The following is a 13,912-nucleotide window of genomic DNA, read 5'->3' on the forward strand; positions in this document are numbered from 1 at the left end:
AAGGGAGCAATTTTTGCCCATGTGCTTAGCTTCACGAAACTCCTTGGTTGAGGAGAAAAACCGGTTGTGTCTGACTCGTAAACCGGTGTTGCTTTAGGTTGCTTATAACTGAAGCGACGCGCCTTCAGCCATTTTGTCATGCCAGATACCCTGTAACAGACACCAAATCTTGTTTCAACATAAGCACAGATATCTATGATGTAGTGCTCTCTTCGATCTCGAACACGGCCATCGTGTTCGTAATGATTAAACAGTTCCAAATCTTGTTTTTGAGAAATGGCGGTGGGGGGTATTAACCCAATCAATACTATTTTATAAATTCTACTTTTTCAAAGATATATTTTAATAAGTAGATATTTTAATGCAGATAATGAAGAGCTTTCCCCCCCCTTCCCGATAGATGGATGTACGTATGCGCAAACAGCGATTTCGCTTTACCCATCGTTCCCATTGGGATTTTATGAGGAGCAACTTCCCTGTAGAGGCTAAATCCCTTTCATTTTTGCCAGAGATTCATGATGATTTATTAATTTATGCCATGGTAATCCGGGTGTTATCCCACTTAAAACTAAACGACAACCACAGACTATGCATTCATGAGGGTCAACACGTATCGCAGAACAATTCTATTCTAATTACAACATAAAGATGAGTCATGTCGTATATTTATGGCTTAGGCGATATAAATTGATTTAAAATAAAGGGTCAGAAAAGAGAGTGTCGATATCACATTGTCGCTTTCTCCGAAGTGCTTTTGCTTGAGCCCATTTATGCTCAATGGGGTTCATATCAGGGGAATAAGTGGGGAAATATTCCAGAATAAAGCCGGCTTTCTGTCTAGCAGACTGGATGTCTTGGCGTTTATGGAATCTTGCATTATCCATCACGAGGACGGCCCCTCGAGGGGATTTTGGCAATAAATCTTGAGTGACCCAGGCATAAAAAATATCGCTATTGATATGGCAGAACTGTGGTTAATTTTCCGTTAAGCTGAGCGCCAATGACGTTAGTTCGTGCTTTGGCATGCCAATCGTGTTGGCCGTAATAGCGCTTACCTTTAATTGAATAACCATAAAGACGAGGCATATGATGGGCAAAACCGCTTTCATCCACGTAAATTATCGGGGTATTACAGGCTTCATAGGCCTGAATCTTGCTCTGAAAATCTTTTCGAGCTTGGACGTCGATTTTGGGATGATAAAATGTTTTTTTTATAGCTAAACCCGGCTCGTTTTGTATTGAGACGCATCAAGGTAAGTTTCCACATCAAGGAGCAACGCTGCACGGTTTATTTTGGTCGCCGGTTTATCACGAGTCAGGCAAGGGTCGATACGTTTAGCCCAGCGCATTAGGCTCGCTATCCCTACACAAAAACGTGACGCTGTTTCAGCATAAGTGAGCTTTTCTTGCTTTTTAATAGCCAATACATGTTGGCGGAATTTTAATGGATAAGTCATTCTTAAATGATACATCAATTTATAATGCCTATGCTATATCCTGTATATGGTCGAGTTTAGATTTACCATCAGGATGGTGTAGTGGTCAAGTAAAACCGGACAGATTTTTAGGACACATTGATTACAGGTATGCGTTCAAATTTCAGGATAGGCTCGCATTTACAAAAATGTAACTGTCTTCAGTGATAGTGCGTAACCAAAAAAACGCTTGCAACAAATGTATCCAGCATTGACACGCTACCATTGGTAGTACACATTACTCGTATGATCTGTAGGTATATAGCAACTCATAGGAGTCTGGATGCACAATTCAACCCCATTAATCACTACGATAGTCGGTGGTTTGGTTCTCGCTTTCTTTTTAGGAACATTGGCACATCGCCTGCGTATTTCACCCCTGGTTGGGTATCTTACCGCGGGGGTCTTGATTGGACCTTTCACACCTGGTTTTGTGGCTGATCTCTCGTTGGCGCCAGAATTGGCAGATATTGGTGTTATTTTGTTAATGTTCGGGGTTGGGCTCCATTTTTCTCTTAAGGATCTCCTGGCAGTAAAATCTATTGCTATTCCCGGAGCCATAGCTCAAATTATCGTCGCTACCCTGTTGGGTGTTGGTCTGTCTCATCTGTTAGGGTGGGAGCCCATGACTGGACTGGTGTTTGGTTTATGTTTGTCGACCGCCAGTACAGTAGTATTACTACGCGCGTTGGAAGAACGGCAACTGATTGATAGCCAACGTGGAAAAATAGCTATCGGTTGGTTAATCGTGGAAGATTTGGTTATGGTGCTAACATTAGTACTGCTTCCTGCTTTCGCTGAGGTATTAGGGAATGAAAATAGCGGTACTCGTCAACTTCTTACTGAATTGGCTATTACCATCGGTAAGGTCATCGCTTTTATTACGTTGATGATTGTTGTTGGCAGCCGCTTGGTTCCCTGGATCCTAGTTAGAACCGCTCGCACCGGCTCACGAGAGCTGTTCACTCTGGCCGTATTAGTGCTTGCGTTAGGTATTGCCTATGGTGCCGTGGCTTTATTTGATGTTTCCTTCGCGTTGGGCGCCTTCTTTGCGGGTATGGTATTGAATGAATCTGAACTTAGTCACAGGGCTGCTCAGGATACCTTACCGCTACGTGATGCCTTCGCAGTATTATTTTTTGTCTCCGTTGGCATGCTACTTGACCCGATAATTTTAGTGCGTGAACCCTTAGCGATTATTGCTGCTGTGAGCATTATCATCTTTGGAAAATCAATTGCAGCATTTACGCTTGTTCGTCTATTTGGTCACTCAAAACGCACGGCTCTGACGATTTCGGCAAGTTTGGCGCAAATTGGGGAGTTTGCATTTATTTTGGCAGGTTTGGGGAGTGCTCTCGGTTTATTGCCTGAATATGGTCGTAATCTGGTACTGGCCAGTGCGATTTTCTCCATTATGCTCAATCCACTGCTCTTTAGCCTACTTGAGCGTTATCTACGTAACACAGAAACATCACAAGACCAAATTTTAGAAGAGGTGGTTGAAGAAAAAAAACAAATTCCAATTGACTTATTCAATCATGCTTTATTAGTGGGTTATGGTCGCGTCGGCAGCTTACTAGGGGCAAGGCTCAGTGCTGAAGGAATACCGCTGGTAGTGGTCGAAAATTCACGTCCACGGATAGAAACACTGAGAAAACAAGGGATAAATGCAATACAAGGCAATGCAACTAATACTGAAATCATGTCTCTTGCTGGTTTGGACTCCGCCCGCTGGCTGCTACTGACTATTCCCGACGGCTACGAAGCGGGGGAAATCGTGGCTTCTGCACGTGCTAAACGACCTGATATTGAGATTCTGGTACGTGCTCATTATGACGATGCTGTGGTTTATATCTCAAAGTGTGGGGCAAGTCAGGTGATCATGGGAGAACGCGAGCTTGCCAATAGTATGTTTAATATGTTGAAGATTAATGCGTTATCTGAAGAAGATAAATCCTTGGCCAACCCAATGAATCTGCTTAGAGAATAATCAGGGCAGGATACAGAAGACATGGGCGATTAATTTTAACCGTCCATATCCGCTGTTTTTGACAAATGCCTCTTCTGTTTATCCTGTTCCTATGCCGCTGACACTGTTATCCAGTGGCGGTTAATCTGTGTGGAAAGGGAGGAGGTGGAAGGGGATGAAACACTTGCTGTCGTGGAAAAACTGGCCATGGTCTCGGCTAATTGATCAATACTGTTACCTGATAGCTGGAAGCCGCCGGCAATTATCTTTTCTATTCTCGAGTCTGCCCCCCTGTAATGATTTTTTATTGTGACACCCTCAGAGGAACCACGCCCCTTAACCCTAACCCTGAGGTCGTAGCCTACTTTTTCCAGCCATAAAGCGTCTTTATTGATTTCTGCTGAGGTGAAATCCAGTCTGTCATTACCGCCTTTGTCCTGCACGGCGTCGTGGCCATCACCTGTGGCGTAACAATAAACATTATTGCCAGCACCGCCTAGTAGGGTGTCATCACCTCGACCGCCTGTTATCTGGCAATCTGTGTCGCTTAAATCGCTAAAGCTGTCATCACCATCAAGTAATGCTATCTTTTTGTCTATGAGTGCGCTTTCGTGAAGCACGACAACATGGTCATCCTGCTCGCTAACGTCCACCCGCCCGATGACAACTTGCCCCTGGTTAATGAACAGCTCGGCAAGGAGGCCGTTTTTTTCCTGCAGCCACAGATGGCGATAACGTTCATCCTGCATAAAGTGGCGAATACGAATAATGGGGTATGAAGCGGATGTGTCACGGTGACGGAGCACAATATCGTTACCGGCCTGTATCAGCTGGGTCTCTTTCAATGACCAGGGTAATAACAGCCTGTCCTGCGCCGCTTCTCCTCCTGTCGCGCTACCGTCGTCCTCATTGTCAATCCAGATACCGCGTTCACTCCTGCCAATCTCGTAGGTATCGGCACCCCCCTTACCCATTAGCGTATCGTAACTGTACTGGTGCCATAAACGGTTAGTGTCTTCACGTCCGGATAACGGTAAGGCTGTCAGGTAATTGTCTTTGTTATCCCCTGTCAGGGTGGTGTGAAATTTTGTACCGACCAGAGCCAGTTGTAGAAAACTTGGCAAAACAGTAGGGCTGTTATCTGCATGACTACTGACCGGTTGGTCGTTAACCTTGATTTCAACCTGTCCCCGGCCATCGACTACTTGCAGATGAGCGCTGACATCGCCTCCGGGTTGCACTGTTTTTAATGCTGCAGCGCGACTTCTATCATGGATGGCGATATATCGTGCTGTCAAGTTGGGCAGGGACGGCACGCTACCCTCTGATTTTGGGCTCAGGGTAGATGGCCAACCCGTGAGATGCAATCCGTCATAGGTATAGAGTGCATAATTGTGCTGCAGGGTTCGTTGGTTACCCACCCTTGCGCTGTACATATCACGTAAAAATACCTGGGTATGTGTCTTATTTTTATTACGCAGTGTTAGCACCACATCCGCGTCTTCCATAGTAATACTAACGATGTCTGCTGCCAGGTAGTCCAGTAATACTGCACTGTGTTCCTGCGTGTTGGGCGTATCTGACAATACAACCTGGGCATTGCTGTGACTTTGCAAAATACGATAGGTGTCTATGCCCACCCCGCCATTTGCCTGCCCGGCCTGTAACGTTAACCAGTCATTACCGGCGTAACCGTTTAGCACGTCTCTGCCACCCATGCCATTCAATTTGTTGTCAGCACTGTTCCCCATCAGTTCGTCATCAGTTTCACTGTGCCCGTCAGCATGTTCTATCTGCTGCAATTTGGCGATAATTTTCTCACTAGAACGATAGCGAGCAATACCCGCCGTCAGATCGATATGATAGCCTCCTGAGCCATCCCGTTTGATCGCCGCCATGACCGTATCAGCGTTATCTGATGGTGACAGGTCCCCACCATTTAATACACTGGCATGACGCTGATCCTGTGGGGCTGCTTGCCCCATCAATAAGAAGGTGTCTGCTTTACGGCCACCAATAAAGCGTTTTTTACCGGCCCCGACTTCGAAGATATTTTTCTGCTCTTGATGCCCCATAGCATCATCATTACCACCGCCTAAACTAAACCAGGCGACGCGTTCCTCAGGGGGTGTGCTAGTAAAAGGATGCGCATTGATTTCGCCTGCTTTGTTCAGGGATAACAGCTGGTTATTTCCCTGTGCATCGGTGCGAATACCCAGTATTTGATGTTCGTTACGCAGCGCCAGTAAGTTCTGACGCGGCTGGCCTTGTTGAGGCTTCACCTCGGTGTTTATCGCAAAGTAGCCATCGCTTTTTCCGTAAGCGATGCTGTGGTTGCCATTATCCTGTATTAGCACTAAATCGGCTCGGTTATCGTTATTCATATCACGTAGCTGTATTTGCGCGGTATTAAAATTTCTGGCGAGTTGTGTCATGCCTTGATGCTGTTGTACATCTTGTGCCTTAAAGGGGTTGGCCCGATCGCCTGTGCCTAGTAGGGTATAGAGGTTTCCTTCTGCAGTCAGAGTAACGAGATCACCGTAGCCATCACCATTGATATCACCGGCAACATGGTGGGTATGCGCGGATACTGCGGCTTGGGGTACTTTTAACTGTGAGAAAGGCAGTGAAGCGGAGCGCTCAAAGGTGCCATCTGCTTTATCATAGCTGATGTTGATATAACCGCGAGGATCCTTAACTGTATTCACGGCCGGGGTAAGCTGCCGGCTCCATGAAACAAGATCAGCATGGCCATCCCTGTCTATATCTAGCAGCACGGGTGCAGCGTCACTTGAATATGACAAAGCTAAGCGTATGGGTTGCGGTTTTTCAATAAAGGTATTGTTCTCTTTGGCTAACAGAATACGAATAGGCTCTCCGCTGCCTATGGTGATAACGATATCGTCTTTGCCGTCATGGTCGATGTCCCCTACCAACGTGTGTACGGTTAAGCCATCGATCAATTTACCTTTTTCGATAAGTTGTGGTTGAGCATAACCGCCTTTGCCATCGGCAAGTAATAGCGATAACCCTTGTGTGGAAAAATAGCCAATATCTTGCTGGCCATCACCGTTAAAATCGCCCATCACCGAGCGATAGTCATTTTGCCGCGGATTCAGGCCAGGAAGCTGGGTTTTTTGCTTGCCTTCTTCTTGTCGGAAAAAGGTACCGACTTGATTAAACACACCCATAAACGGTTTTTTCAGCACTTGAGCAGACACTTCCCCGGCACTATTGACCACATCATCAGCTGATGAAAACTGAACGTCGTAATATTTATAGGCACTCGGCTCTAATTGACCGTCACGGTAGTACAGATTTCTACCCCAGTGGTATTCTGCGTTCTGGTTTGGTATCAGTGTGCTCTCTGCGAGCGTGCGAGGATTGACCGTTTCTTTGGGGGAGATTTTATCACGTAGGATCTCACGCCCGTTTTCTCCCATTGCTGTGACTTTATCGTAACTGCGTTCGGCCAGATCGGGTTGACCCAGGCTCAGATAGAGGGTTTCAATGTTAATATTGGCACGTAATAACGCGATAGCGGTCTCTTGCCGTTTTTCTTGCAGGATCCGCTGTGCTGCCTGTTCTGTTTCGTGGCGCATGAGCTGATTGGCGATATGCGGCTCCTGATCCTGCCCAGTAAAGGCGAACCAACCGCTGCGCAAGGTTTCCCAATCGGTTAATGTGAGGATTTTCTTGATGTTTTCTACTTCGCGCACAGCAGAATAAATGGCGCCGGCCAACAGTAGCGCGGCTCCCACCGTAATACCCAGTGGGCCGGCTACGCTGGCAGCGGTGCCCCCGACGGCAAAAGCGATGGGTACGCCGATGCTGACCAGTGCTCCGGCCGTCGATAAGGAACCTGTGACGATCAAATCTTGACGTAGTTTAGGATCGGTCGTGGCGGCCAGTTCGCTGAAAGCACGAAGCGCTTGGTAGATATCAAAACCACTGGATAATACTCCCAGTGCGGGGCCCCCAAATCGTGCCAATTGAAGTTTAAAACCGGATCGAACACCCAGCCGTGTTAAACGATTTCCCCAGCGACCCAATCCTTCTTGTGTGACATCAATCACCAGGTTAGTGATCAAAGAGGACATTGCCAGATTTTTCTCAAAAGTGATCTGCTCTTTTTGCTTTGCGGTCAGTGTGTCACTTTGCAGCAACGCATCATACTTAGCCATATCACTCAACGCCCGAAGATAACCATACCCTTGCATAGTACCGCCTAAACGGCTGCTTAATCGTTGAGTCCGTCCCCAACGTGGCGCAACGGGGACCGCTTTCACTGTGGCGCCGAGCGTAGGATCAATCTGTAGCGTCAGTTTTGCGGTGTGATCAGTGAGGTGTTGATCAGGGAGCGCCTCAGGGTTTAGCATCGGGGTGACATACTGATGAATTTTTTGTAATTGCGCCAGGGCACTGACCCGGGATTGAGCATCGCCATCGGCTACCAGTACACTTTCGACCGAGCCTTTCGAGGCGATCTGTTGTTTGAGGAAACGCACCGCTTGCTGGGTCGCGAGATCGTTGTAATCGGCTTGGTGTAGATAACGAGAGAGTTTTTTTGCATCAAAAGACAGCTGGTCGGCTAAATCAGCTTGTGTGAGGTGCTGCATAGCAAAAGGTTTACCCCTCACTCTGGCCCCCATTTTGTTCAGGATACGCGCCGGAATGACGACCTCACTCAGGGTAATATCGGCTGCGTTTGCCAGACGCTGTGTTTCCGTTTGATAATCACTGAGCAAGTCTTGCAGTGGTGCCAAGGTCGGAAAATGCGTCTGTGCGGCAGCCATATCGACTTTATACAGGGTAATAGGCGGTAAAGCAGGCTGCTGATCACCTGTCGGACCCGGTGACACAGGGCGCAAGTATGTTTGCAAGGTTGTCGTGAGTATCTGATTCGCTTTGGGACCCGTAATACGCAGGGTTCCTACCGTGGGATCATACAGGGAAAAGCCATCGTTGCTTTTCGATAGCGTCAATGTATCTGACCCGATGTTTAACAAATAATGACCCAAGGCGACATCAGCGTAGGTTGTTGGCAAGCTTTGGCGGATAAAAACACGGGGATGGTCCTCAGGTACAGCGAGTAATCGATCAAATAATGGGTCTAATTGCTGCACCTGCTGAGTGTCATTATCGGAAAGCGGGCCTTCGGCACGCTGCTCGTGAATGTCGGCGTAATTATTTAGCCCATTAAGGTAGTTTTCACTGGCATTCCCTCCTTGCGCTTGGCTATCCAACCAGGCCAGACTGGTTGCAGTAGCCGATGCTCGTGCATAGGGACTGCCGTCGCCGATAAATAGCGCTTGGGGAGCGAGTTTCAGGTTAACACTGCCTTGTTCAGTGGCAATTCCGTGCCAGGTTGCAATGACATCGCTTTGTTTTTCATGCCAAATATGACTTTGTAATAGCGCTTTTTTGCCGCTGGATGTTGCTAACTGTCGTTGTGCTCGAGGAGACTGCAACAAGTGCTGCGTATTATTGATGAACAGCTGAAATTGCCAGCGATTCTTGATTAACGAGGCCACTTTTTGTATATCTAACGAGCCATCGGTGGGGCGAGGGAAGAAATAAGCGAGCACCCTTTGTTGTTCGCTATTCAGTGCCGTCAGTTGCAATTGATTGACGTTTATCTTGTTAATAATATCTAGCATGTTTGTCACACGCATGTTGAGATGCGTTGTCTGGATTAATTTGTTTTGCTGATCCCAAGTGAGCACGAGCTTGTTATCATCAAGACCATTAATCCAGCGATTGTCTGCTGAGCGCGTGAATTTACGGCCGTCCCTATCAACAATAATGGGGGTTCTACGCCCAGAGACATCGGCCGTGATCCCTTGTTCTTTGAGTGATAGCGCAAATTGTCGAGTGTAGCCGCCGTTATTATTATCAGTCAGTGCACAACCGACCAGACTGACGTAGCTAGGTGCACTACGAATACCGCTATCACTGTAGTCTGTGTCAAGCCTATTACTAAGGTCAGCGACTTTTTTCGCCAATTCACTCGCCGTGTATCCCGCCAAGGTGTTATGATCACTTTCATTATAGCCACGGCCATGCCCCACCAGATACCACCGTAAATTACCTCGCAGCAGGCTCGGATCACCATAAACCAAATGGAGAGCACCGGCAGCATCTAGCTGAAATAACACCGATGCTCCAGGACGTTTGGCAGCCAGATCGGACGCGGCTTCCATCACTGTAGGGTCATCTTCCAGCTGAACAATAACTTGGCCATCGAACCCGTTGTAAGGTATTTCGCCATCCTGCTTTTCGGGGATGATAAAGGTTGAGCGCCAGCTCGTAACGTCGTCTCGCTTAGCCGCCGCAAGAGGCTCATCAGACCGGTCTGGACCTAATTGCGTTCTGGTGCCATCCATCGGCTGGATGAGCGTAAAAGTAGAAGGTGTAAGAGGGTGATTATGCCTACTCGCGCCAGAGCCTGGGGCGCTTAATCCCGGGTTAATCAATGGATAATCAGCATGTTGGTAGTAACGAACATTGTGAGTGGTGCCTGATCGGGTCAGGTCGCTCATATTGAGCACTTTGAGTCCTCGTTGTTCGCTTTTATAAAATAAAGATTCGTAGTGTTCTGAACTCCCTCCGCTCAATGTGTGCTCTTCTAGCTCGTAAAGATCGCGCTTAAAATGTCTGTACAGGTCATCAATTTTGACGGCTTTTGTGCCGTCCGAGTTGACTAACCATATACGGTTAGAAGGGATGCCCGTTGCGGGAACGGAAATGTGTACCTCAGCGGGAACCGTCATGCCGCCGGTCGTTGAATTGTACGGATTCAGGACGCTATTATCCCCCACGGGTACGGCCTCCAGTCCGCGTGTGTCTATCAGGTAGACAAAGCCGTCTTTTTGCCTGCGTCGCAGTGCTTGATCAGCATCTGAATCGTTAGAATCTACTGAGTCTTCTGAATCAAAATCATAATAAGTAGGATCATTTTGATAGCCGTAGTGAAATTGTGCTGCACCCCCGACTCCTCCGACTCCCCCTGTATTACTGCGACCGTATGCAATAGCATCTCGATAATGAGTGCTGCTGCAAAGTGTGATATCTGTGGTGTGCTTCCAGGTATGTCCGCCTTCGAAGGCAAGCAATTTTCCATCATCGGCTAATTCATGGGGTGTACGGTGATCACCTCGAAATACGCCACTGATATGGGTTAGAAAGAAGGCGTTTTCTCTATTGATTTGATAGCCCTGTGTTGCAGCATAGGTGGTAAGAAATTCAGGGGAAAAATGATGAATCGCTTTGTTTTCCTCCAAAGAAGGGCGGCCCCCTGCTTGTCCAGCAATCTGTGGATCAGTCATGTCTTGAATATGCTTAAATCTATCAGGATTATTGACATCCATTGACAGGTTTTTGTGCTGTTCAGCCCACACCGGAATGACTCCCTTGCTGGCCAACTCAAAAACCAGTTGTTGTCGCAGTTCACCCGACATATTAAAGCTTTTCCATAGCGCATTAATTTTCCCTGTATCTTCCTCGAGATGCTGTGGCCGCAGTGGGTACAGCCTTTGCAGCATTTGTAATGCTTGCTTCTTGCCTTCTTCAAGGGAGCCAAACTTTTCTTGCACTCGCTGTGTCCAGGATTTTTCTGGTTCCACAACAGATGGGGCTTGTACTTGCCGTGCAGTGGTATGTTTAGACGATCTCGCCCATCGTGGAATTTTGCCGTCATGTTGCTCCAGATGAATAATTAGCAAATCATATTTGCTGATTTTGTCTTCCAATGGAAAAGTAAACTGCTTCAGGAAGGCCTCTGCTGCTCTATCCCCTGCGGTATGAGCAGGGAAATTTAATGAATCCACTCTTCTGAGTCGTTTAACCAGTTCGATCCATTTTTGCGATGAAATACCTATCTGGCTAGGGTGGCGTGTATAAGGGGGCATGATTATTTCCTGAAAGTTAATATGGTGTCAGAATAATGAGTATAAATTAAAGTGTATTTATACAAATAAGTTGCAGAGTTGTTGCATGAAGTTTGTCTAATAAAAAAATGGAGTCTTCTTTTAATATAAACAACCAGTAAAAATTATAAATATAATAATGATTATATTTTATTTTTTCTTCTTAATTGCATGAATGCTGGATTATCAAGATAAATTTGTCACTTATAGTGAAAATCCCCTGTTAAAAAATGATGATTGTGTTTTTTTGTTCGTCTAATAAATTTAATGGTTTTTATCTGGAATGATTAGTTTATACAATATCAGCCATAAAAATATAACCAGCAACAATAATTGTGATGTTGCTGAAGAAGGATGTCATGATGAAGCAAACTATTTGCCAACCTAAGTGTGATGACAAAATAATATTAGATATTACGATGGGTATGTATGCGTATCCTACTGTACTGGTTGCGCACCGATTAGGTATTTTTAAATATATTTCTGAGGAGAGTAAAACCTTAAAAGAAATTTGCAACCGTTTTACTCTTGCCGCTCGACCGGCCGATGCGATCTTATCTGTCATACGAGCATTGGGATTAATAGAATACACAGAAAAGGGTTATTCACTCACCCGGGTGTCGAAAGAATATTTGTTAGAGGAACGTTTATCGGAGATTAATCCCAACTATTTTGGTTATTTCTGGGATTTAATGTATGAAAACAGTGAAAATTTTTCCCTAACAAATCTTCGAGCGGCCATTACAAACAATCAGCCTCAGGTATACAATCAAGATGAGTTATTTACATCACATTTACAGCAACCTGAAAAAGCAAAACTTTTTACTGATGCTATGCATGCGTTAAGTATGGGGGCTGCCAGTATATGGCCGGATAAACTGAAATTATCCACTTATAACACAATGTTGGACATTGGCGGGGGGTCTGGTGCTCACACTCTGGGTGTGGTGACACGCTGGCCACATATTCACGGTATTATTTATGATTTTTCTGAAATATGTGAATTAGCGAGTAAATTCGTGAAGGATTATGATTTAGAAAAGAAGATAACAACTCGTTCGGGCAATATGTGGGACGAAAACGCTTCCTTTCCAGAAGCTGATATCCATTTTTATTCTAATATTTTCCACGATTGGCCATAAGAGAAAAATAAATTCCTAGCAAAAAAAAGTTTTAAAGATTTATCCCCAGGGGGAATGATAATTTTACATGAACTTTTGTATCATGATGATGGCTCGGGTCCATTAGCTGCTGCAGCATACAGTGTAATCATGCTAGGTTGGACAGAGGGAAAACAATATTCAGGTGCAGAAATAACCAGGTTGCTCGGTGATGTTGGTTTCCGTGAAATAAAAATAACACCCGCTTTAGGTTATTACAGTGTGATAACCGGTATTAAACCAAAATAATAAATACGTTGATACTTTGCTATCTTGTTAAGCAACTGTGCTAACAATTGTTATTTGCTATTATTTTTGTACGTAATTTCACCATCATTATAATAATAAAAATTTTAAAGGAATGAATCGTGGGTAATATTCACATCGAAAAGTTGGCGTTAAAAATTCTACAAGAAATTTTGTTATATCGTCGACGTTTTCCTGAACCTGAGGCACAGATAGAGGATGAAGAAAAATTAATCATTGACGTTCAGCTTCCAAGGATCTGTGAGTTTATTAAAAATGATCAGCGTATTGAATTTATTTTACCTGCATTTCCGGTTAAATCACCTAATATCAATAAAGTCATCGGTAAATTACCGGATATGGCCGAAAAAATATCACTGATTTTTCTTGATTCATTATGTAAACGCATTCAACTTTATTATTCGCCTGGCGCCCATATTATTATCTGTGCGGACGGGCATGTATTTGGTGATGTGATACGGGTGACTGATGAAGTGATCCACAATTATCAGTGTGGAATGAGAAATTTATTGCATGAGCTAGGAATAACACATTTAAGCCTGTTTAACCTAGGGAATATCGAAGAGCTGGCGGGGCATGCCAACGATTATGATCGATTGCGCAGTCTATTGGTTGATAGCTACGTCGAACCAGAAGAGAAGATTAAGGCACGTCTGATGCAGGATGCACAAGGCTTACAGTTATATCGTGCTGTTACCCGTTTTTTATTTGAAGACAATCAATCATCCGTTTACAACGGTTCCAATGCGGCTTTACAGAAGGATGCCAAACGGCGAGCCTGTAACCTGATCCAGCGTAGCTTAGCCTGGGGGAACCTACTGGCTCAGCATTTTCCTATGGCGATCCGCCTTTCTATTCATCCTCAACCTGCAGATAGCCTGAAGATTGGGATCCACATGATAGCCACTAAAGATAACTGGCTGACACCCTGGCATGGTGTAGCAGTAAATATCAACGGCCAGTTTGTGCTGATGAAACGTAAAAAAGCCGAAGAACTGAACGGCACACTGGTGATGATTCGGGGTACACCGAGCCATTATCTGATTATAAATTCTGCTATGGCGTCAGTTACTCCCGATAAAGGAGTGGGATATTACACATGAGTCATGTGTA

The 13,912-nt window shown here is 45.4% G+C and carries 5 protein-coding genes and 2 pseudogenes; 3 read left to right on the forward strand and 4 right to left on the reverse strand.

Annotation, left to right across the window (positions count from 1 at the left end):
• Positions 1-485: 485 nt before the first annotated feature.
• The 3 genes and pseudogenes from AAHH42_RS14900 to AAHH42_RS11500 all read right to left on the reverse strand — a co-directional run.
• Positions 486-611 (reverse strand): annotated as a pseudogene (locus AAHH42_RS14900) (IS91 family transposase); the annotation flags it as partial.
• Between the two features lie 81 nt (positions 612-692).
• Complete coding sequence (locus tag AAHH42_RS11495; protein ID WP_240313743.1) at positions 693-917, reverse strand: transposase; 225 nt, start codon at positions 915-917, stop codon at positions 693-695.
• A gap of 300 nt (positions 918-1,217) precedes the next feature.
• On the reverse strand, positions 1,218-1,472 hold the full coding sequence (locus AAHH42_RS11500) for an IS630 transposase-related protein (RefSeq protein ID WP_342221169.1): 255 nt from the start codon (positions 1,470-1,472) through the stop codon (positions 1,218-1,220).
• Between the two features lie 286 nt (positions 1,473-1,758).
• Here AAHH42_RS11500 and ybaL point away from each other — a divergent pair, with 286 nt between their 5' ends.
• On the forward strand, positions 1,759-3,465 hold the full coding sequence (ybaL, locus tag AAHH42_RS11505) for a YbaL family putative K(+) efflux transporter (RefSeq protein WP_072550942.1): 1,707 nt from the start codon (positions 1,759-1,761) through the stop codon (positions 3,463-3,465).
• Between the two features lie 89 nt (positions 3,466-3,554).
• On the opposite strand, the gene AAHH42_RS11510 is transcribed toward ybaL, so the two are convergent.
• Complete coding sequence (locus AAHH42_RS11510) at positions 3,555-11,354, reverse strand: C80 family cysteine peptidase (RefSeq protein ID WP_342221170.1); 7,800 nt, start codon at positions 11,352-11,354, stop codon at positions 3,555-3,557.
• A gap of 443 nt (positions 11,355-11,797) precedes the next feature.
• Here AAHH42_RS11510 and AAHH42_RS11515 point away from each other — a divergent pair.
• Both AAHH42_RS11515 and AAHH42_RS11520 read left to right on the forward strand, forming a co-directional pair.
• Positions 11,798-12,781, forward strand: a pseudogene (locus AAHH42_RS11515) (methyltransferase).
• A 119-nt stretch (positions 12,782-12,900) separates the two neighbouring features.
• A complete protein-coding gene (locus AAHH42_RS11520) occupies positions 12,901-13,902 on the forward strand; it encodes an L-tyrosine/L-tryptophan isonitrile synthase family protein (RefSeq protein WP_072550938.1) in 1,002 nt (333 codons plus the stop codon).
• Positions 13,903-13,912: the final 10 nt, after the last annotated feature.

Source organism: Candidatus Fukatsuia endosymbiont of Tuberolachnus salignus (assembly GCF_964030845.1).
Taxonomy (GTDB): Bacteria; Pseudomonadota; Gammaproteobacteria; order Enterobacterales; family Enterobacteriaceae; genus Fukatsuia; species Fukatsuia symbiotica.